The 18,906-nt window shown below is 61.7% G+C and carries 20 protein-coding genes, 1 pseudogene and 1 riboswitch; of the genes and pseudogenes, 10 read left to right on the top strand and 11 right to left on the bottom strand.

Annotated elements, in window-relative coordinates; genetic code table 11:
* Window positions 1-18: 18 nt before the first annotated feature.
* Window positions 19-140, top strand: a riboswitch (yybP-ykoY riboswitch).
* An 89-nt stretch (window positions 141-229) separates the two neighbouring features.
* Window positions 230-814, top strand: a complete 585-nt coding sequence (locus AC1MEK_RS19765) for a TMEM165/GDT1 family protein (RefSeq protein WP_404633905.1) — start codon at window positions 230-232, stop codon at window positions 812-814.
* Between the two features lie 157 nt (window positions 815-971).
* Here the strand turns inward: AC1MEK_RS19765 and AC1MEK_RS19760 are convergent, their stop codons facing one another.
* Window positions 972-1,790, bottom strand: coding sequence for a M48 family metallopeptidase (locus AC1MEK_RS19760; RefSeq protein WP_480397956.1), 819 nt, complete (start codon window positions 1,788-1,790; stop codon window positions 972-974).
* Between the two features lie 190 nt (window positions 1,791-1,980).
* On the opposite strand from AC1MEK_RS19760, the pseudogene AC1MEK_RS19755 reads away from it, so the two are divergent.
* A pseudogene (locus AC1MEK_RS19755) lies at window positions 1,981-3,423 on the top strand (methyl-accepting chemotaxis protein); the annotation flags it as partial.
* A gap of 12 nt (window positions 3,424-3,435) precedes the next feature.
* Complete coding sequence (locus AC1MEK_RS19750; protein WP_480398097.1) at window positions 3,436-4,278, top strand: methyl-accepting chemotaxis protein; 843 nt, start codon at window positions 3,436-3,438, stop codon at window positions 4,276-4,278.
* A gap of 165 nt (window positions 4,279-4,443) precedes the next feature.
* Here AC1MEK_RS19750 and AC1MEK_RS19745 read toward each other — a convergent pair whose 3' ends face one another.
* The 3 genes from AC1MEK_RS19745 to AC1MEK_RS19735 are packed head-to-tail and all read right to left on the bottom strand — an operon-like array spanning window position 4,444 to window position 5,561.
* Window positions 4,444-5,067 carry an SOS response-associated peptidase gene (locus AC1MEK_RS19745; protein ID WP_480397955.1) on the bottom strand — a complete coding sequence of 208 codons (624 nt, stop codon included), beginning with the start codon at window positions 5,065-5,067 and terminating at the stop codon, window positions 4,444-4,446.
* Window positions 5,068-5,118: 51 nt separating this feature from the next.
* Window positions 5,119-5,379 (bottom strand): putative signal transducing protein, encoded by a 261-nt coding sequence (locus AC1MEK_RS19740; protein ID WP_480398096.1) that lies wholly within the window; start codon window positions 5,377-5,379, stop codon window positions 5,119-5,121.
* Entirely contained in the window at window positions 5,379-5,561 is a 183-nt protein-coding gene (locus tag AC1MEK_RS19735) for a CPXCG motif-containing cysteine-rich protein (protein ID WP_274132686.1), read from the bottom strand. The genes AC1MEK_RS19740 and AC1MEK_RS19735 overlap by 1 nt, the downstream gene beginning before the upstream one ends.
* A 118-nt stretch (window positions 5,562-5,679) precedes the next feature.
* On the opposite strand from AC1MEK_RS19735, the gene AC1MEK_RS19730 reads away from it, so the two are divergent.
* Entirely contained in the window at window positions 5,680-6,843 is a 1,164-nt protein-coding gene (locus tag AC1MEK_RS19730) for a 1-acyl-sn-glycerol-3-phosphate acyltransferase (protein WP_480397954.1), read from the top strand.
* A 132-nt stretch (window positions 6,844-6,975) separates the two neighbouring features.
* Here AC1MEK_RS19730 and AC1MEK_RS19725 read toward each other — a convergent pair whose 3' ends face one another.
* On the bottom strand, window positions 6,976-7,245 hold the full coding sequence (locus tag AC1MEK_RS19725) for a hypothetical protein (protein WP_480397953.1): 270 nt from the start codon (window positions 7,243-7,245) through the stop codon (window positions 6,976-6,978).
* 136 nt (window positions 7,246-7,381) lie between these two features.
* On the opposite strand from AC1MEK_RS19725, the gene AC1MEK_RS19720 reads away from it, so the two are divergent.
* Window positions 7,382-7,585, top strand: a complete 204-nt coding sequence (locus tag AC1MEK_RS19720; RefSeq protein ID WP_480397952.1) for a hypothetical protein — start codon at window positions 7,382-7,384, stop codon at window positions 7,583-7,585.
* A 213-nt stretch (window positions 7,586-7,798) separates the two neighbouring features.
* Here the strand turns inward: AC1MEK_RS19720 and AC1MEK_RS19715 are convergent, their stop codons facing one another.
* A complete protein-coding gene (locus tag AC1MEK_RS19715; protein WP_480397951.1) occupies window positions 7,799-8,380 on the bottom strand; it encodes a YajG family lipoprotein in 582 nt (193 codons plus the stop codon).
* 216 nt (window positions 8,381-8,596) lie between these two features.
* On the opposite strand from AC1MEK_RS19715, the gene AC1MEK_RS19710 reads away from it, so the two are divergent.
* Together AC1MEK_RS19710 and mqo are read left to right on the top strand one after the other, a co-directional pair.
* Window positions 8,597-8,830, top strand: coding sequence for a hypothetical protein (locus tag AC1MEK_RS19710; RefSeq protein WP_480397950.1), 234 nt, complete (start codon window positions 8,597-8,599; stop codon window positions 8,828-8,830).
* Window positions 8,831-9,559: 729 nt separating this feature from the next.
* Window positions 9,560-11,065, top strand: a complete 1,506-nt coding sequence (gene mqo, locus AC1MEK_RS19705) for a malate dehydrogenase (quinone) (RefSeq protein WP_480397949.1) — start codon at window positions 9,560-9,562, stop codon at window positions 11,063-11,065.
* A gap of 112 nt (window positions 11,066-11,177) precedes the next feature.
* Here the strand turns inward: mqo and AC1MEK_RS19700 are convergent, their stop codons facing one another.
* From AC1MEK_RS19700 to AC1MEK_RS19690, 3 genes are all read right to left on the bottom strand, one after another.
* Entirely contained in the window at window positions 11,178-11,465 is a 288-nt protein-coding gene (locus tag AC1MEK_RS19700) for a PA4642 family protein (protein ID WP_480397948.1), read from the bottom strand.
* 68 nt (window positions 11,466-11,533) lie between these two features.
* Window positions 11,534-12,019 carry a hypothetical protein gene (locus tag AC1MEK_RS19695; protein ID WP_480397947.1) on the bottom strand — a complete coding sequence of 162 codons (486 nt, stop codon included), beginning with the start codon at window positions 12,017-12,019 and terminating at the stop codon, window positions 11,534-11,536.
* Between the two features lie 178 nt (window positions 12,020-12,197).
* Window positions 12,198-12,755, bottom strand: a complete 558-nt coding sequence (locus AC1MEK_RS19690) for a hypoxanthine-guanine phosphoribosyltransferase (RefSeq protein ID WP_274132698.1) — start codon at window positions 12,753-12,755, stop codon at window positions 12,198-12,200.
* Between the two features lie 196 nt (window positions 12,756-12,951).
* Here AC1MEK_RS19690 and upp point away from each other — a divergent pair, with 196 nt between their 5' ends.
* Together upp and AC1MEK_RS19680 are read left to right on the top strand one after the other, a co-directional pair.
* The gene (upp, locus tag AC1MEK_RS19685) at window positions 12,952-13,590 is read left to right on the top strand and encodes a uracil phosphoribosyltransferase (protein WP_480397946.1); all 639 of its coding nucleotides are present in this window, start codon (window positions 12,952-12,954) and stop codon (window positions 13,588-13,590) included.
* Complete coding sequence (locus tag AC1MEK_RS19680; RefSeq protein ID WP_480397945.1) at window positions 13,590-14,870, top strand: uracil-xanthine permease family protein; 1,281 nt, start codon at window positions 13,590-13,592, stop codon at window positions 14,868-14,870. The genes upp and AC1MEK_RS19680 overlap by 1 nt, the downstream gene beginning before the upstream one ends.
* Window positions 14,871-15,037: 167 nt before the next feature.
* Here the strand turns inward: AC1MEK_RS19680 and hemH are convergent, their stop codons facing one another.
* Window positions 15,038-16,069, bottom strand: a complete 1,032-nt coding sequence (gene hemH, locus AC1MEK_RS19675) for a ferrochelatase (RefSeq protein ID WP_480397944.1) — start codon at window positions 16,067-16,069, stop codon at window positions 15,038-15,040.
* A gap of 13 nt (window positions 16,070-16,082) precedes the next feature.
* Window positions 16,083-16,985, bottom strand: coding sequence for a TIGR01777 family oxidoreductase (locus tag AC1MEK_RS19670; RefSeq protein ID WP_480397943.1), 903 nt, complete (start codon window positions 16,983-16,985; stop codon window positions 16,083-16,085).
* A 311-nt stretch (window positions 16,986-17,296) separates the two neighbouring features.
* Between AC1MEK_RS19670 and AC1MEK_RS19665 the strand changes: the two genes are divergently transcribed.
* Window positions 17,297-18,286, top strand: a complete 990-nt coding sequence (locus AC1MEK_RS19665) for an NAD(P)/FAD-dependent oxidoreductase (protein ID WP_480397942.1) — start codon at window positions 17,297-17,299, stop codon at window positions 18,284-18,286.
* Window positions 18,287-18,906 lie beyond the last annotated feature (620 nt).

The following is an 18,906-nucleotide window of genomic DNA, read 5'->3' as shown; positions in this document are numbered from 1 at the left end:
GGATCGCGAAGGCAGAATCCGCTCCGTCCTAGGGGAGTAGTCTCCCGCGAGCCCCACGCTCGCATGGTACGCATCAACATACTTGGTCCTCAGACCATGGTGCGTGCGACCCCAGATCCGCACAGACGGATCGGCGGTTTGACAAGACCTATGACACGAACATCCTGACCCGGGGCGGGTAGGCTGTACGTGTCATAGCCGTGTCGACCCGCCCCTTAGGAAAATCCTGATGCTGGAATCCCTGTTGGTCCCCACCGCCGTCGTCGCTCTGGCCGAAATCGGTGACAAGACCCAACTCCTCGCGCTTATCCTCGCAGCCCGCTTCCGCAAGCCCTGGCCGATCATCGCCGGTATTGTCGCGGCCACGCTGGCGAACCACGCTGCGGCGGGTGCTGTGGGTGCCTGGTTCAGCAGTTTCTTCTCCGACGCCATGCTGCACTGGATTCTTGCCGCAAGCTTTACCGCGACAGCGCTCTGGACCCTGGTTCCGGACAAGATGGACGACGATGAAGCCAACACTGCGCGCAAGTTCGGCCCGTTCATGACTACGCTGATCGCCTTCTTCCTCGCAGAAATCGGCGACAAGACGCAGATCGCAACGGTGATGCTGGCGGCGCAGTATTCCTACCTGTGGCTGGTGATCCTGGGCACGACGCTGGGCATGCTGCTGGCCAATGTTCCGGTGGTGCTGGCGGGTAACTTCGCGGCGGAAAAACTGCCACTGACCCTGATTCGCCGCCTGGCGGCGGGTGCGTTCTTCATCCTGGCGATCGTGGCGGTGTACAAGGCGATGCAGGTGAGTGGCTGGGTTTAATCCCGCGCAAACTGATCGCTTCCCAACTCTGCGGGGGAACGATCACACCATCCCCCTCGTAGCAGCACGACTTGCCGGCGGGAGCGTCCTTGAGATCGCCCGCGGGCAAGCCCGGCTGCTACGGGTCCTGAGTTGGCCGGATGAGGTATGAATCACCTCAGGATTTCGGGGCCTGCTCATAAAGCGGCATCACCTTCGGAATCGCCGCCTGCAACGAGGCGATCCGGTTGCTCGATGCCGGGTGGGTGCTCATGAACTCAGGCTGGGACGCACCGGCCTGGGCCTGCATCTTCTGCCACAGGGTGATCGCGGCATTGGGGTTGTAGCCCGCGCGGGCGGACAGTTCCAGGCCGATCAGGTCTGCTTCGTTTTCGTTGGCCCGGCTATTAGGGAGGGTCAGGCTGTAATTGACCACCGTATCGGCCAGCGCCAAGCTGTCCTGCCCCAACCCGAGCAAGGCTCCGGCGCCCTGCTTGGCCATCTGCACGCCATAGGCCTTGGACATGGCTTCGCGACCATGCTCGCGCAGGGCGTGGGCAATTTCATGGCCCATCACCGCCGCCAGCTCGTCGTCGCTCAACTTGAGCGTGTCGATCAACCCGCTATAAACGATGATCTTGCCGCCAGGACCGCAGTTGGCGTTCAGCTCGTCGCTCTTGATCAGGTTCACTTCCCACTGCCACTGCGCAGCATCGGGGCGCAGCTTCGGCGCTTGGGCAATCAACCGCTTGGCAACGTTCTGCACGCGCTTGGCCTCGGCGCTGCTGTTGTCGAGCACACCCTTGGTCGTGGCTTCGCTGACGGTCTGCTGATAGGACTGGGCATACATCTGATTGACCTGATCGGTCGACAGCATGCTGAACATGTACTGCTTGCGCTCGACACCCACCGAATCGCCGCTGGTGGTATTGACCGACTGGCAGCCTGCAACCAGCAGCGCCGCACTGAGTGCACAAAGAGCAAAGGCCTTACGCATTTTGTATCTCCCTGGAAACAATGGCGCCCATCCTAGGCGGTACGCCGCGCGAGTACCAGATGGTAGTGGTTTGCCATATAGATAGAGGGTGGTGATCTATTTCGCCAGCAACCCGGCTCCCACAGATCTGAGTTCGCAGGCTCGCGCCCTCTCATTCGTAACAACCCTGAAACACAAATCGTCTCCCTTTATGGACGCTCGAGGCCCAATGAATCCGGGCATGCGAGCCACATATCCAATAGCGACCAAAACCAGCCGAAAACGGCCACTTCGTCGGATTCCACCTCATGGAAACCCGCGCCGGGGCGATAGCCCATTCAGGCGTAATTCCACGTCCGGAGCCCCTATGAAGTTCAAGTCGATCCAGTTTTCGGTGGCCGCATTGGCCGGTGCCATCGTCCTCAGCGTCGTGGCCGCCCTCGTTCTTTATGCCCTGTTCTCCGGAGCGCGGACGCAAGAACTGGTGGAGCAACGCACCACCGCGCAATTCGAACAAGCCATCCAAGAGCGCCTGACCGCCATCGCCCGCACCCAGGCCAGCGAAATCCAGCGCGAACTCGAAGCGCCGCTGCACACGGCTGCGGGCCTGGCCACCACCAACGCCACGATAGGCATGAAGGACGCCAAGGGCGAGCCGCTGCTGAAAGTTGCGCGCGAGCAACTGCTCAACGTGCTGCACGAAACCGTGGTGCGCAATCCGAAAATTCTGGGTTCCTACATCGGTTGGGAACCCAACGCACTGGATCACAACGACGCGGCCTACGCCGAAGCACCGATCACCGGTGTCGACCCCAAGGACGGCCGCTTCATGGCCTGGTGGTACCGCAAGCCGGACGGCTCGTTCAATCTGGAAAAACTCGCCAGCCTTGAAGACCAGAAAATCCTCTCCACCGGCATCCGCTCCAGCGAGTACTACCTGTGCTCCCGGGAGACCCGCAAGGCCTGTGTGATTGACCCGGCGCCATACAAAGTCGGCGACAAGATGGTCATGCTGTCTTCGTTCATCGAGCCGATCATGGTCGATGGCAAATTCCAGGGCATCGTCGGCGCCGACCTGTCGGTGAACTTCATTCAGGACATGCTGGAAAATGCCGACAAAAAACTCTACGACGGCGCTGGCGACCTGGCGCTGATCGCCACCAACGGCCGCCTGGTGGCCTACACCAAAGACACCGCCAAGCTGGGCGAAAAAGCCAGCGAGATCCTGGATGCCAACGAAGTCGCCAATCTGGCGAACCTCACCAAAGGCGAAGTGCGCTACGACATCGACAAGGAGCACGGCCACATCGAGCTGTACCTGCCGTTCGGCATCGGCGACACCGACGCGCGCTGGACCCTGATGATCCGCATGCCGGTGGACGCAGTGATGGCCGACCTGCAAAAGCTGCAGAAGGACCTGGCCCATCAGCGCGACACCGACATCTTCGGCATGACCGTCGTCGGCCTGCTGATCGCCGCGCTGGGCTTGTTGATCGTCTGGTTCGTGGGCCGCGGCATCGCCCGCCCGCTCAAGCAGATGGTCGCCATGCTCGACGACATCGCCAAGGGCGAAGGCGACCTGACGCGCCGCCTGACCAGCGATCGCGCCGACGAACTGGGCTCGATTGCCAGCGGCTTCAACACCTTCCTGGGCAAGCTGCAGGCGATGATCACCCAGGTGGTGACCTCGGTGCAGAAGGTCAGCGACTCCTCGGAACACACCGCCGACATCGCCATCCGCACCAACAAGGGCGTGCACAAGCAGATGGCCGAGATCGATCTGGTGGCCACCGCCGTGCACGAGATGACCGCCACCGCGCAGGACGTGGCGCGTAACGCGACCCAGGCCGCACAAGCCGCCAACCATGCCGATGACGCCGCGAATCAGGGCATGCGCATCGTCCACAACACCTCCAATTCCATCAGCGAACTGGCGGTGGAAATCGGCCGCGCCGTGGGCGTGGTGCAGACCCTGGCCAAGGACAGCGAGAACATCAACGCCATCCTCACCGCCATTCGCGGCATCGCCGAGCAGACCAACCTGCTGGCCCTGAACGCGGCCATCGAGGCTGCTCGTGCAGGCGAACAGGGTCGCGGCTTTGCCGTGGTGGCGGACGAGGTCCGCAACCTGGCGCAGAAAACCCAGCAGGCGACCGAAGAAATCCAGAGCATGATCCAGCAGCTGCAGAACGGCACGCGGCAGGTGGTCAAGGTCATGGAAGACAGCCAGAGCAAGACCGACGAAAGCGTGGGCCATGCTGCCGAAGCCGCTCAGGCCCTGGAAAGCATTACCAAGGCCGTGTCGGTGATCAACGACATGAACACCCAGATCGCCAGTGCCGCCGAGGAACAGAGCGCGGTGGCCGACGACATCAACCGCAACGTGATCAACATCGGCCAGGTCGCCAACGAAGTGGCCGGCGGCGCGGACGAATCGAGCCAAGCCAGCGCCGAGCTGACCAAACTGGCCGAGCAACAGCGCCGGTTGATCAATCAGTTCAGGGTTTGATCCAGAGCGAAGATCTGAACAGGGGCACGAGGGCTGAATGCTGTCGCGCAAACAACCTCCCCCCCCCCGTAGCAGCACGGCTTACCGGCGGGAGCGTTGTGTCAGACGACCTATTCGTCACAGACATACCGCCCCGCCGGCAAGCCGTGCTGCTACGAGGAAACCTCAGAGCGGCGTGAGGCACTCCGGCGCATTGAGCTTGGGATCATTCACCAGATTGGCCAGCGGCCGCTCGCGCAGTTGCATTTGCGGGGCGGCGAGCAGCGCTTGCAGGGTCACCAGCGAGCTGTCCGGGTCCAGCCACTGGGCCTGGCCTTGTTCGTCGAGAATCAGCGGGCGACGCTGGTTCATCGCAGGCTGCGTCACCACGGCAACGCTCAGATAAGTGTGCCCTTCGACCGGGTACGCCTCCCAGATCGCCGCGAAGTACAGCGAAGAACCTTCCCCCGGCGTCAGCCAGAACGGGCGTTTGCGCACCGTGCCGCGCCATTCATAAAAGCCATTGGCGGGCAGCAGGCAGCGGCGCTCGCGAAACGCCTGGCGAAACATCGGTTGTTCGGCCACGGTCTCCGCCCGCGCGTGGGCCGGGGTGCGGGACATGTCGGTCAGCCAAGGCGGGGTCAGCCCCCAGCGCGCCCGGGCCACTTCACGCCCGCCTTCTTCACTTGCGCGAATGATCAGCACCGAATCGGCTGGCGAAATGTTCCATTGCGCCTGTTGCCCGGCCGGAAATCCGGGCAAGGCGGCGAAGGCTGGCGTCCAGCGAAACAGGGCATAACGTCCACACATGGGCTTGGGGCAACTCGTCTTGTCAGCGGATGAAGCGGCGCCGTACCGGGTTCAGCACAACAACACATCGGGATAGCTGTCAGGTTCCTCACCCGGCAGCACGAAGGCGCCATTGTACTCAGTGATCAGTTGCCGCGCCCGTTCGGCCTGTTCGTCTTCGACGGCCAGGCCCAACAGCCCGAAAACCGGCAGCTCGCCAATCCCGCCCAGCAGATGCCGCCCGGTGATGTGCGCCTCGATGCCTTCGCTGGCCAGCATCGATTGCAGCAGCTCGCCTTCCATCATGTTTTCCGGCTCATAGATCTTGCGCATCATTCATTCTCGCTACGCACGTCCAGTGTCCAGTCTTCCCCGTCGGTGTGCAGGCTGAAGATGATGGGCCGGCAACAGACCGGGCAATCTTCGATGTAGGTCTGGTCGCCACCGGACAGATCCAGCACCGCCTCGACCGGTTCGCCACAATAAGGGCAGTCATAATCCTGTATTTCCTGCATCACAGTCTCCGCGCGCAGTTTTGCGTATAATCGCCGACTTGTTTGCAGGCCCGGCCATCTATCTTCGCATCTGAGCCCGACCTGTCTTTACCCTAGCCGTTTCCTACAAGAGAGCATGATGGGCGAATTCGATGCCATCCGACCGTACGACGACACCGAAGTAAAAGCCGTTCTCGACCGGCTACTGGGTGACAAGGCCTTCCTGTCGATCCTCACGCGTTTCCGTTTTCCGCGCCTGGCAGGCTCCCTGGGCTGGATGCTGCAACCGGCCATCGCGCGCAAGCTGCGCCGCCAGTTCGCGGGCATCGAGTCGGTGGCCGCGTTGCAGGACAAGGTCGAGCATTACGTCGACCACACAATCGAACGGGCTACCGATGGTGTGACCTACACCGGTGTGGAGCAGTTCAAGTCCGGCGTGGCCTATCTGTTCCTGGCCAACCACCGCGACATCGTGATGGACCCGGCCTTCGTCAACTATGCCGTGTACCACGCCGGCCTGCCCACGCCGCGCATCGCCATTGGCGACAACCTGCTGCAGAAGCCTTTCGTCAGCGACCTGATGCGCCTGAACAAGAGCTTTATCGTGCACCGCTCCATTGCCGGGCGCCGCGAGAAGATGGCGGCCTATCAACTGTTGTCGGCGTACATCAACCACTCGATCCGCAACGATTGCGCCTCGATCTGGATCGCCCAGGCCGAAGGCCGCGCCAAGGACGGCGACGACCGTACCGAATCGGCGATCCTCAAGATGTTCCACATGAGCCGCAAGGACGAGCCGTTTGGCGAGGTCATTGCGTCGCTGAACCTCACCCCGGTGTCGATCAGCTACGAGTACGATCCGTGCGATCACGCCAAGGCCCGCGAGCTGTACATCCGCGCTACCACCGGCAGCTACACCAAGGCGCCGGGCGAGGACGACATCAGCATCGCGCTGGGCATCACCGGCTACAAGGGCCGGGTGCACGTCAACTTCGCGCCGCCGATCACCGAACTGTTCGAAGACACCAAGCAGTTGGCTGTCGAAATGGACAAGCAGATTCTCGGTGGTTACCGGCTGTTCCCCGTGCATTACCTGGCCTACGCGCAATGGGCCGACGCCGACCCTAGCCTGAATGTGCCAAGCGCCGCCGAGGTGTTCCCGGCCGACGAGCTTGCGCGTGCGCAGGAAGAATGGCAGCGCCGCCTGGACGGCTGCCCGGCCGAGCACCGGCCGTACCTGGTGCTGCAATACGCGACGCCGGTGCGCAATCAGTACCGGATCAAGGCCGGGTTGCCGCTGTAAATCAAGCGCCAATCCCCCCGTAGCAGCACGGCTTGCCGGCGGGAGCGTAGTGTCAGTCAACATTTTCGTCGCTGACATACCGCCCCGCCGGCAAGCAGTGCTGCTACGGACATTCATTCCGTAGCTCGATCCTCAGAGCTTGGTACTCACCCACGACAACACCAGCGCAAACGCCAGGCACGCCGCCCCGATGCGGTAGCTCTGGCGGATCAGGCGCAGCGTCGCCACGTCCATCAGGTGCATCGGCTCGTCGATGGGCGCCTGTTCGGTGAGTTCGTTCAGATGGGTGGTTTCGCGTTGCTCACGGCTGCGGGTGGTGTGCAGCAGCCAGATGCCGGGGCCTGCGGCGAGCAATGCGAAGAGATTGAGGATCATCCCGGGGGATTGCTGAACAAGCGACATGGGGGCCTCGATGGCGCCCGGCGAGGGGGCGCGGCAGGTACGGTTTGCAACTGACGATAACCGTACTGCGTGTCACCTTAACGTCACCTGAACCGGTCACTGTGTAGCGCCCAACCCACACGACACGGAGCCCGTCATGCTGCACGCCCACAACCAGGATCGCCTTTACCTGATCGCCCAGAGCGAAGAACAACAAGCCTTGATCGACGGCCTGGCCTTCAACGTGCAGGACCGCCACTGGCTGGTCTACTGCGCCCTGGGCGGGCATCAGCATCATGATTTGCCTGAGGTGGACCTGCTGACGGGTTTCAGCATGCTGGACCTCTACCAGGCTGCATGATCACACGCAGACCTGTAGGAGATCGGCCGCCGCGCAGTCAACACGGTTCCCTGTGGGAGTGAGCTTGCTCACGAAGAGGGCGCCGCATTCTGCAGGAATCAACGTCATGAACAGCTTCGTGAGCAAGCTCACTCCCACTGAAGCGCTGCAAGATTGCAACAAAAAGCCCCGGCATCTCGCGATACCGGGGCTTTTGTGCGGCGCTCTGGCGGCTTACTGCGCCAGCAGCTGCCCGATGGTCTGATCCTGGAACAGACGGGTCAGCGCATCGCTGAGCACATCGCCGATCAGCTTGGTGTTGGTCTCTTCGTTGGGCGCCATGCCGAAACGCTGATCCAGCGACGCGGCATAACGGCCACTGTAGCTGCGACCGTTGTTCTGCACGTCAGCACGGAAGGTCGAGCTGATGTTGGCTTCGGTCACGTAGAGGCCTTCCTTGGGCGACTGATACTTGAGGTCCGCCAGGGTGACGGTCAGTTGCGGGCCATTGCCGCCCTGCACCGGGGTGAAACCCATCAGGCGTACAGCGGTTTCAGCCTGAGCCTGCAACTGCGGCACCAACTGCTGGCCATTGACGGTGATCGAGCTGGTTTCCGGGTACAGGCCACCGCGGGTACCGAGGGTCTGCGATTGACGGCCGTCAACCACGCGAACCACCACTTGCTGGCCATGACCGACCGGCGCCAGCTGGCTGTTCAGCTTGGGTTGCGGGTTGAGGGATTGCGGACTGTGGGCGCACCCCGCCAGCGTCAGACTGCCTACAGCAAGCAAACCGAACAAAACACGACGCAACATGCTCATTTCTCCATGGGCCAAGGCACTAAATGTGCCGCAGTATAGCGACCTCGCGCGGGCACTCACTAGGGTAAAGATGAGACAAAATGCCATTGCGCAGGTTCCGCCTCATGACAGCACCATGTCGCTGCAAATCTTCAAGATGCAATCGCCTCGTCACAGGGATGTCATGGCCGCCCGCCATAATTTTCACAGCCCCCAACAAGGAGTCCGCCCATGGACTTTCTCTGGTCTGTGTTCTCGCCACGCCGCCGCTATCGCCACTTTGCCCGTCTGGATCAGCACGGCATCTGCATGGCGTTCAAACACTGCGCGGCGCAGCCACAGGGTAGCGGCTGGGTAGAAATCACCGAGGCGAGAATGAGCTGGCTGCATCAGCCCTTGCCGTCCAATGCCCGGGTCGCTCCGCGTCCGCGTGCGATTACCGCCCGGCAATTGCTCAGCATCTGACCAAACGGCGAATAAAAGTCATTTTTGCTGGGTCAATTCTGCGCGTTTCATCGCTATAATCTCCCCCCGATTATAAGGACGTCTCCTGATCGGGCCTCGCAGCACCGTTGATCGCCGTTATCAACACCTCCGTATCGCCCACAGAGAGCCTTCCACACAGACACGTGCAACGCCGTGTGTCCGCTTTGCCTGGGTGCAAGGGTCGATTCGCTCGAACCATTCACGCCCGTCAATGCCCACACTGTGTTGGAACATGATCTGCCAGCGCTGCCATCGCGCAGCCTTTTTTGAGGTTCGCGTCTCCAAAAGAGCGTGAAAAAAACGGGTTTTCACAACTTCACAAGAGTGTGGCGAGCAAATGAATAGTTACGCGTTTGTAAATGCACCATTAGCGTCTGACCCAGCCCCCTTGCACAGGACCGAGCGCAACGCAGCCTCCTCGACCGGAGCCTGAGGCCTTTTCCCACACGGGATTGGCCGCATGAGCACGCACCTTGACGATGGTCGAATGGCTGTCGGGGCCGAAAAATGAGTTCATGCTCCTATATAAGAGCATCGAACAGGCCTGATAAAGGCATGCGCGCAAATGCAGAGAATTGCGAAGAACCGGCCATGAAGACCCGGCCAGCGTGTGTGAGGCACCCCGCGAAGACCGCGACGCCCGCACCTGGCAACTGACCACGGGTTCCATGCCGTCAATTTGGTGCGAAAGATTTTGGAGACGCGTTAATGGCGCATAACGAAGCAGTGGACGTAGTACTTGTCGGGGCCGGCATCATGAGTGCCACCCTCGCAGTGCTGCTGAAGGAGCTTGATCCGAGCCTCAAACTCGAAGTCGTCGAGCTGATGGATTCCGGTGCCGCGGAGAGTTCCAACCCATGGAACAACGCCGGTACCGGCCACGCCGGCCTGTGCGAGCTGAACTACACGCCGCAGGCTGCCGATGGCTCGATCGACATCAAGAAAGCGATCCACATCAACACCCAGTTCGAAGTCTCGAAGCAGTTCTGGGCGTATCTGGCGCGCAAAGGCAGCTTTGGCTCTGCCCGTTCGTTCATCACGCCGGTTCCGCACCTGAGCTACGTCGAAGGCGAGAAAGGCGTTTCCTTCCTCAAGAAACGCTTTGAAGCGCTGCGCAAGCATCACGCCTTCGCCTCGATGGAATACACCGAAGACAAGGCCAAGCTGGCCGAGTGGATGCCACTGATGATGCCGGGCCGTCCTGCCGACCAGCAGATCAGCGCCACCCGCGTCATGCACGGCACCGACGTCAACTTCGGCGCCCTGACCAATCAGCTGCTCAAGCACCTGTCCAGCGCACCCGATGCGCAGGTCAAGTACTGCAAGCGTGTCACCGGCCTGGCGCGCAAGGGCGACGGCTGGAGCGTGACCATCAAGGACGTCAACAGCGGCGGCACCCGCGAAATCGACGCCAAATTCGTGTTCCTCGGCGCAGGCGGTGCGGCATTGCCGCTGCTGCAGATGTCGGGCATCGAAGAAGGCAAGGGTTTTGGCGGGTTCCCGGTCAGCGGCCAGTGGCTGCGCTGCGACAACCCGGAAGTGGTCAAGCGCCACCAGGCCAAGGTTTACAGCCAGGCTGCCGTGGGCTCGCCACCGATGTCGGTGCCGCACCTGGACACCCGCGTTGTCGACGGCAAGACCTCCCTGCTGTTCGGCCCGTACGCCGGTTTCACCACCAAGTTCCTCAAGCACGGTTCGATCATGGACCTGCCGCTGTCGATCCGCGCCGCCAACATCGCGCCGATGCTGGCCGTGGCCCGTGACAACATGGACCTGACCAAGTACCTGATCAGCGAAGTGCGTCAGTCGATGGAACAGCGTCTGGATTCGCTGCGCCGCTTCTACCCGGAAGCGAAAGCCGAAGACTGGCGCCTGGAAGTGGCCGGCCAGCGCGTGCAGATCATCAAGAAAGATCCGAAGAAAGGCGGCGTCCTGCAGTTCGGTACCGAACTGGTCGCGGCCAAAGATGGCTCCTTGGCAGCACTGCTGGGCGCTTCCCCAGGCGCTTCGGTGACCGTTTCGATCATGCTGGAACTGATCGAGCGCTGCTTCCCGGAAAAAGCCAAAACCGAATGGGCCGCCAAGCTCAACGAAATCTTCCCGGCTCGGGAAAAAGCCCTGGAAGCCGACGCGCAGCTGTATCAGCGCATCAGCGCCCAGAGCGACGAGAGCCTGGAGCTGGTTTCCAACAGCCCGGCGGCAAGCTTCGCCTGATTCAGGGCCTGCCCTGAATCGGTGAGATCACTGAAGCCCCCGCCCACGCAGCGGGGGCTTCAGTTTTGCTGCAACCTTCGCGTCATCCGCCCACTGTGCAGCTTTTCTGCAATCAGCCTCGGGCCTTCTCGACCAGCTCGATGTATTCCTCGGCGTTACGCTGATCCTTGATCAACGCGATGAAGTCATTGCCTTGCTCGTCCTTGCCATCCAGGTCGTAGCCTGCTTCCTTGAAGAAGGTCAGAAAACGCTCGAAGTCGTCGATCCGCAGGCCGCGGTAGGCCTTGATCAGTTTGTGCAGTGACGGCGAAGTGGCGTCGGCCGGTTCGAAATCCAGGAACAGCTTGATCTGGGCGTCGCCGATTTCATCGCCAATCACCTGCTTCTTATCTTTACGCATTGCTGACTCCAACTGACTTGCAAGACATTTCACGGGGCGGGCAGTTTACCCTCGCGCAGGCAACGGGCTCAACGCGCGCGTACGCTGCCGGTGTGCAGATCGGCCCAGACGTGGCCGTTGGCGTAGCTGAGGAACTGGCAATAGACCTTTTCGTTGCGCAGCAGATCGACCAGCACGCGGTACTGGCTGGGCGGGTAATACAGGGTCAGGGTGCGGCTAGCCTGATCAAAGGCCGGTTTCTTCAGGCTTTTGCTTTCGCCGTCGAAGTGGATCAGCACCTGGGAGATCGTCGCGCCCTTGTTCATCGGCTTGCCCTTGAGGCTCAGGCTCAGCGGCGAGGTGACCGGGATCGGCTGCTGATTGGACTGCCGCTGGCTGCCCACCACCACCGAATACTCGGTGACCTGCAGCAATTGCTGCTGCTCGGGCTCGCCCTCGCGCACCGAGAGTTCATCGGGCGGCAGGTATTGGGCGTGCATGGGTTCGGCGAGTGCGGGAAGAGGAAGGGTCAACAGCAACATCAACGCAGCTTGGCGACGAAACGATAACGTCATGGGTGCCTCCCGGGAAAAGTGGGAGGCACTCTAGCATGTGAGCACCGTTCTTATGCCCGACATTGCATAACCTGTAGGAGCGAATTCATTCGCGAAGCTCTACTGGGCGATGCAGCAGTATCGCCTGATCGATCTTTCGCGAATGAATTCGCTCCTACAGGGTCAAGCGGAGTATCCGTTACATGCCTTTAACGGCAAAGATCCCGGCCGCGTTGCGCCAGTAGCCTTTGTAATCCATGCCATAACCGAAGATGTAACGATCGATGCACGGCAGGCCGACGAAATCGGCCTTCAGGTCCGGGCGGGCCTTGCGGTCGTGGTCCTTGTTGATCAGCACGGCGGTGTGCACGGCGCGGGCGCCGGCGTGCTTGCAGAAGTCGATGATCGCGCCCAGGGTGTGGCCTTCGTCGAGGATGTCGTCGATGATCAGCACATCGCGGTCGATGAACGAGACTTCCGGCTTGGCCTTCCAGAACAGCTCGCCGCCGCTGGTTTCGTTGCGGTAACGGGTCGCGTGCAGGTAGGACGCTTCCAGCGGGAAGTTCAGATGCGTCAGCAGCTTGCCGGCGAAAATCAGACCACCGTTCATCACACAGAACACGACCGGGTTGCGGTCGGCCAGCACGCTGTTGATTTGCTCGCCAACGCGGGCGATGGACGCCTCGACTTCGTCGTTCGTGTACAGGCAGTCAGCCTCGCGCATGATTTGACGGATATGCTCGAGATCAGCGGACATGACGCTCTCCAAGGGGGCTGGGTAAGGAAAAGCGGGCAAAGGTACGCATCGGCGTTGCCCAGAGCAAGCGTTTCTGGACTAACGTTGCACTGGCGTCCCATTAATGTAACAACCCGAACTTAACCGGTAAGACAAGTTACAGCTGAATAGATTAATCTAGGCCGTTTTTTTTGCCCGCCCGCTGGAGCCTTCCCCTATGCCCATTCGTGAGATCCGCCACCCGCTGATCCGTCACAAGCTCGGTCTTATGCGCCGTGCCGATATCAGCACCAAGAATTTTCGTGAACTGGCGCAGGAAGTCGGCTCGCTGCTGACCTACGAAGCGACCAAGGACCTGCCGCTGGAAACCTACGACATCGAAGGTTGGGCCGGCACCGTCCAGGTCGAGAAGATCGCCGGCAAGAAGATCACCGTGGTGCCGATCCTGCGCGCCGGCATCGGCATGCTCGAAGGCGTGCTCAGCCTGATCCCGGGCGCCAAGGTCAGTGCCGTGGGCGTGGCCCGCAACGAGGAAACCCTCGAAGCGCACACTTACCTTGAAAAGCTCGCGCCGGAAATCGACCAGCGCCTGGCGCTGATCATCGACCCGATGCTCGCCACCGGCGGCTCGATGGTCGCCACCATCGACTTGCTGAAAAAAGCCGGTTGCCGTGACATCCGCGCCATGGTGCTGGTGGCCGCGCCCGAAGGCATCGAAGTGGTCGAGAAGGCTCACCCTGACGTGCAACTCTACACCGCCTCGGTCGACCAGCGTCTGAACGAGCACGGCTACATCATCCCGGGCCTGGGCGATGCCGGCGACAAGATTTTCGGCACCAAGCAGAAGGACGCCTGATGAAGCAGGATGAGTTCAACGACCCGTTGTGGCGCACCGTGCTGTCGGGTGCGCAGATGCTGTTCGTGGCCTTTGGCGCGTTGGTGCTGATGCCGCTGATCACGGGGCTCGATCCCAACGTCGCACTGTTCACGGCCGGCCTTGGCACGCTGTGCTTCCAGGTGGTGACAGGCCGTCAGGTGCCGGTATTCCTGGCGTCCAGCTTCGCCTTCATCACGCCGATCATTCTCGCCAAGGGCCAGTTCGGTCTCGCCGCGACCATGGGCGGCGTGATGGCGGCAGGTTTTGTCTACACCTTCCTGGGCCTGGCCGTGAAGATCAAGGGCACCGGTTTCATCGACCGCCTGCTGCCGCCGGTGGTCATTGGCCCAGTGGTGATTTCCATTGGCCTGGCGATGGCACCCATTGCCGCGAACATGGCCATGGGCAAGACCGGTGACGGTGCCGCCGAGCTGATTCCGTATCACGTCGCCATTTCGATCTCGATGGCGGCCCTGCTGACCACGCTGATCGTGGCAGTGTTCGGCAAGGGCATCTTCCGCCTTGTCCCGATCATCTCCGGCGTGCTGGTGGGCTTTGCCCTGTCGTTCTGGTTCGGCGTGGTGGACGTGGCGAGGATCGCCGCCGCCCCCTGGCTGGAGCTTCCGAAATTCACCGCGCCGGAGTTCAACTGGCAGGCAATCCTGTTCATCGTGCCAGTGGCGCTGGCCCCGGCCATCGAACACATCGGTGGCGTGATCGCAGTCGGCAGCGTGACCGGCCGTGACTATCTGAAAAAGCCCGGCCTGCACCGCACCCTGCTCGGTGACGGCATCGCCACCACCGTAGCCGGCGCGTTCGGCGGCCCGCCCAACACCACTTACGCCGAGGTGACAGGCGCGGTGATGCTGACCAAGAACTACAACCCGAAGATCATGACCTGGGCGGCGATCTTCGCCATCACCCTGGCCTTCATCGGCAAGTTCGGCGCGCTGCTGCAGAGCATTCCGGTGCCGGTGATGGGCGGGATCCTCTGCCTGTTGTTCGGCTCGATCGCGGCAGTGGGCCTGAACACCATGATTCGCCACAAGGTCGACTTGGCCGAAGCGCGCAATCTGGTGATCGTCTCGGTGACCCTGGTGTTCGGCATCGGCGGCGTGCTGATCGGCACCGGCAACGGCCCGGATGATTTCGGCATGAAAGGGATCGCCCTGTGCGCGGTCACCGCGATCCTGCTGAACCTGATCCTGCCGGGCAACGACGGCTGGAAGAACAAGCATCTGGATGATCAGTTGCCGTAGGTTCTTACCGATGCAAAAAAGGGTGCGCCATCACTGACGCACCCTTTTTTGTGCCTGGAGCAAAGCCCCTGTAGGAGCGAATTCATTCGCGAAACTCGTACAGCCGATAAAGATGTGTCGGCTGGACTGGCCATTCGCGAATGAATTCGCTCCTACAGGGGTGGCGGTCAGACCACCATCGCGGGCGCTTGTTCGCACAGCGCATTCAACGCCTTGGCCCAATTCGGGTCGTCATTGAGGCACGGAATCAGCACCAGCTCCTCGCCCCCCGCTTCCTTGAACTGCTCCGCACCGCGATCTCCGATCTCTTCCAGCGTTTCGATGCAATCGGCGACGAACGCCGGGCACATGACCAGCAGTTTCTTCACGCCCTGCCCTGCCAGTTCGGCCAGGTGCGCCTCGGTGTAGGGCTCGATCCACTTGTTGCGCCCCAGCCGCGACTGGAACGACACCGACCACTTGCCATCGGGAATGCCCATCTGCTCGGCGAACAGCTTCGATGACTGGAAACATTGCGCGCGATAACAGAACGCAAGGGTCTCGGGCGATGTGTGATCGCAGCAGTTACCTTGCTTGTCGAAACGGTGTTTGCCGGTGGGGTCGAGTTTGTTGATGTGGCTTTCCGGCAGGCCATGGAAGCTCAGCAACAGGTGGTCGTAATCCTGTTCCAGATGCGGTTTGACGCTTTGCACCAGCGCGTCCAGGTATTCCTGGCGATCGAAGAACGGCGGCAACAGCGCCAGTTCGAACTTCAGCTGTTTGTCGCGGATCACCCGCCGCGCTTCTTCGACCACGGTGGTCACCGTGCTGTCGGCGAACTGTGGATACAGCGGCGCCAGCGTGACCTTGCGGATACCTTGCGCCGCCAGCCGGGTCAGCACGGTTTCGATCGACGGCTCGCCATAACGCATCGCCAGTTCCACCGGCCCGTGGCGCCACTCTCGGGTCATGGCCTGTTGCAGGCGTTTACTGAGCACCACCAGCGGCGAGCCCTCGTCCCACCAGATCGAGGCGTAGGCGTGGGCCGACTGTTCCGGGCGCTTGATCAGGATCAGCGACACCAGCAGGCGCCGCACCGGCCACGGCAGATCGATGACGTAGGGGTCCATCAGGAACTGATTGAGATAGCGACGTACATCCGCGACGTCGGTGGAGGCCGGTGAGCCCAGGTTAACCAGCAGCAACGCGTGATCGGTCATGCAACACCTTATGTCAGGGGCGGCCCAGCAGGTTTTTCAGGGCCGCGTGCAGCTCGGTGAATCGGAATGTGAAGCCTGCCGCCTGCAAACGGCTCGGCCGTGCGCGCTGGCCGCCCAACAGCAGCACCGACAGCTCGCCCATCAGCACGCGCAAGGCCACGGCGGGCATGGGCATGAACGCCGGGCGATGGAGAATCGCGGCCAGTATCCTGGCGAAATCACGATTGCGAACCGGTGATGGCGCGCAGGCATTATAAGGACCTTCGGCGTCCTCGCGGTTCAACAGAAAATCAATCGCCGCGATTTGGTCGTCGATGTGAATCCACGGCATCCATTGCCGACCGTTGCCGATCGCGCCGCCCATGCCCATTTTGAAAGGCGGCAGCAAGCGTTGCAGCATGCCGCCTTCAGGGGCCAGGACCAACCCGGTGCGCAACAACACCACGCGGATGCCCAGTGCTTGCGCCCGCTGCGCGGTTTCTTCCCAGGCGATGCACAGCTGGCTGGCGAAGTCTTCGCTGACCGGCCCTGCGTTTTCATCGAGTTCGCGCTCGCCGCCATCGCCGTACCAGCCGACCGCCGAACCGGAGATCAGCACAGCGGGCTTCTGCTCGCGCCGTTCCAGCCAAGTGATCAGTTGTTCGGTGAGGGTGATGCGGCTGTCCCACAGCAGCAGTCGGCGCTTGCGGGTCCAGGGCCGATCAGCGATCGGCGCCCCGGCGAGGTTGATGACCGCGTCGACCGGCTGGCTGCCGAAATCGTCTGGATGGCCGATGCCGCGCACGCCGGCACCGCACAATCGCGCGACCTGTTCGGGCCTGCGACTCCAGACCGTCAGTTGATGGCCCTGATCGAGCCAGTGCCGACAAAGCCGTCGACCTATCAGACCTGTACCGCCGGTCAGCAAGATGTGCATGACTGAGTTCCTCGCGTGGCGTTCGTCGCAAATCGGTAGTCTATTTCTTCAGAAGCCTTTTGCTTCGAATTGTGCTTTTCAACCAAGCGCATTGTTGAACCATAGGCCACGCTATAGAGAACGACCTCACTCACATCCGTTCGATTAATCCGTTCGTACAGTTGAACGTTTTTGCTGAAGCGTCAGACTCAAGATTGATCGCCAGAGCGATCAGCGTCCTCTGCGTCGAAGGACGCCAAGTTATACCGAAAAACAGAATTGTACAGGTTTCAACGACGGCGTAGTCTGTGCAAACAGGTAACGAGGCCCCCATGACTGTACCCATCGCAATCATCGGTACCGGCATCGCCGGACTCTCAGCCGCCCGGGCGCTGCAGGCCGCCGGGCATGGCATTCACCTTTTCGACAAGAGCCGCGGCCCAGGCGGGCGGATGTCCAGCAAACGCAGCGATGCGGGCTCGCTGGACATGGGCGCGCAGTATTTCACTGCCCGCGATCGCCGCTTCGCTGCCGTCGTTCAGCAATGGCAGGCCGAGGGCCACGTCGCTGAATGGGCGCCGGTGCTGTACAACTTCCACGGCGGCCAGCTCAGTCTGTCGCCGGACGAGCAGGTGCGCTGGGTCGGCACGCCGCGCATGAGCGCGATCACCCGGGCGATGCTCGGCGACATGCCGGTCACCTTCTCCTGCCGCATCGCCGAGGTGTTTCGCGGCGAAGAACACTGGAACCTGATCGACACCGACGGTCGCACCCACGGCCCGTTCAGCCAGGTGGTGATCGCCATCCCGGCGCCTCAGGCGTCCACGCTGCTGGCCTCGGTGCCCAAGCTTGCCAGTGTTGTGGCAGGGGTGAAGATGGAGCCGACCTGGGCCGTCGCGCTGGCTTTCGATACGCCGCTGGATACGCCGCTCGAAGGCTGCTTCGTGCAGGACAGCCCGCTGGACTGGCTGGCGCGCAACCGCAGCAAGCCCGGCCGCGACGAGCGCATGGACGCTTGGGTGCTGCACGCGACCAGCGCCTGGAGCCGTCAGCATCTGGACATGCCCAAGGAAGAAGTCATCGACCATTTGCACGGCGCCTTCGCCGAGCTGATCAACTGCGCGATGCCCGCACCCGCCTTCACCCTCGCCCACCGCTGGCTGTATGCGCGGCCGACGGTGGGGCTGGAAGTCGGCGCGCTGTCCGATCCGGATCTTGGCCTGTATGTCTGCGGCGACTGGTGCAACAAGCTGGGCCGCGTCGAAGGCGCCTGGCTCAGTGGTCAGGATGCGGCACGCCGGTTGCTCGAACACCTGAAGTAATTCGCCGTACCCCCGCCAAATTGCTGCTGTCGATCGGGACAGCAGCCTGTCGTTGAAACACGAACTCATACCTCACGTAGCAGCACGGCTTGCCGGCGGTCTGGCGCGCAGCGGCAGTAAATTCAGACGACCTGGGCGTGTCAGGGACACCGCGTATGGAGGGAGATCAAGATCAAGAGCGTTCTTCCTAACGTCAGACCTGTTTCGACTTCGTCGAGTTACTTGAAAGGACCAAGTAACCAAGTCCTTATGCTCCTGGTTTGGCCCGACTTCGTCGGGTTCCCTCGCTCCGGTCCCGCTCCGTGGGCCCGGCGCGAAAGGGCCATCCATGGCCCACGCGCCTCTCGCCGCATCCATGCGGCTCGACCCACTCCGCGAGACCTCCGTTCGGCCTGCACCCAAGTCGCGATTTGTGGTGTCTGGACTTGCGCGCATGAAGATCAAAAGCCAGGTCAAAGGCGTGTGTTGAAGTATTCACTATCTGCTTCTGGCCGGAGGCCGTAGGAGCGCAGCTTGCTCGCGATCTGGCGCGCAGCGGCAGTAAAACCATCCACCTTGGCCGTGTCAGGCACACCGCATGTACAGTGTTTGCTGCCGCTGCGCGCCAGATCGCGAGCAAG

This window comes from Pseudomonas sp. 2 (assembly GCF_056627435.1).
This window is presented reverse-complemented; position numbering and strand designations above follow the sequence as displayed.

What these genes read in the sequence shown, in the direction of transcription:
- AC1MEK_RS19765 (WP_404633905.1), top strand. Translation starts at nt 230, where the DNA reads ATGCTGGAATCCCTGTTGGTCCCCACCGCCGTCGTCGCTCTGGCCGAA.
- AC1MEK_RS19760 (WP_480397956.1), bottom strand. Translation starts at nt 1,790, where the DNA reads ATGCGTAAGGCCTTTGCTCTTTGTGCACTCAGTGCGGCGCTGCTGGTT.
- AC1MEK_RS19750 (WP_480398097.1), top strand. Translation starts at nt 3,436, where the DNA reads ATGATCACCCAGGTGGTGACCTCGGTGCAGAAGGTCAGCGACTCCTCG.
- AC1MEK_RS19745 (WP_480397955.1), bottom strand. Translation starts at nt 5,067, where the DNA reads ATGTGTGGACGTTATGCCCTGTTTCGCTGGACGCCAGCCTTCGCCGCC.
- AC1MEK_RS19740 (WP_480398096.1), bottom strand. Translation starts at nt 5,379, where the DNA reads ATGCGCAAGATCTATGAGCCGGAAAACATGATGGAAGGCGAGCTGCTG.
- AC1MEK_RS19735 (WP_274132686.1), bottom strand. Translation starts at nt 5,561, where the DNA reads ATGCAGGAAATACAGGATTATGACTGCCCTTATTGTGGCGAACCGGTC.
- AC1MEK_RS19730 (WP_480397954.1), top strand. Translation starts at nt 5,680, where the DNA reads ATGGGCGAATTCGATGCCATCCGACCGTACGACGACACCGAAGTAAAA.
- AC1MEK_RS19725 (WP_480397953.1), bottom strand. Translation starts at nt 7,245, where the DNA reads ATGTCGCTTGTTCAGCAATCCCCCGGGATGATCCTCAATCTCTTCGCA.
- AC1MEK_RS19720 (WP_480397952.1), top strand. Translation starts at nt 7,382, where the DNA reads ATGCTGCACGCCCACAACCAGGATCGCCTTTACCTGATCGCCCAGAGC.
- AC1MEK_RS19715 (WP_480397951.1), bottom strand. Translation starts at nt 8,380, where the DNA reads ATGTTGCGTCGTGTTTTGTTCGGTTTGCTTGCTGTAGGCAGTCTGACG.
- AC1MEK_RS19710 (WP_480397950.1), top strand. Translation starts at nt 8,597, where the DNA reads ATGGACTTTCTCTGGTCTGTGTTCTCGCCACGCCGCCGCTATCGCCAC.
- mqo (WP_480397949.1), top strand. Translation starts at nt 9,560, where the DNA reads ATGGCGCATAACGAAGCAGTGGACGTAGTACTTGTCGGGGCCGGCATC.
- AC1MEK_RS19700 (WP_480397948.1), bottom strand. Translation starts at nt 11,465, where the DNA reads ATGCGTAAAGATAAGAAGCAGGTGATTGGCGATGAAATCGGCGACGCC.
- AC1MEK_RS19695 (WP_480397947.1), bottom strand. Translation starts at nt 12,019, where the DNA reads ATGACGTTATCGTTTCGTCGCCAAGCTGCGTTGATGTTGCTGTTGACC.
- AC1MEK_RS19690 (WP_274132698.1), bottom strand. Translation starts at nt 12,755, where the DNA reads ATGTCCGCTGATCTCGAGCATATCCGTCAAATCATGCGCGAGGCTGAC.
- upp (WP_480397946.1), top strand. Translation starts at nt 12,952, where the DNA reads ATGCCCATTCGTGAGATCCGCCACCCGCTGATCCGTCACAAGCTCGGT.
- AC1MEK_RS19680 (WP_480397945.1), top strand. Translation starts at nt 13,590, where the DNA reads ATGAAGCAGGATGAGTTCAACGACCCGTTGTGGCGCACCGTGCTGTCG.
- hemH (WP_480397944.1), bottom strand. Translation starts at nt 16,069, where the DNA reads ATGACCGATCACGCGTTGCTGCTGGTTAACCTGGGCTCACCGGCCTCC.
- AC1MEK_RS19670 (WP_480397943.1), bottom strand. Translation starts at nt 16,985, where the DNA reads ATGCACATCTTGCTGACCGGCGGTACAGGTCTGATAGGTCGACGGCTT.
- AC1MEK_RS19665 (WP_480397942.1), top strand. Translation starts at nt 17,297, where the DNA reads ATGACTGTACCCATCGCAATCATCGGTACCGGCATCGCCGGACTCTCA.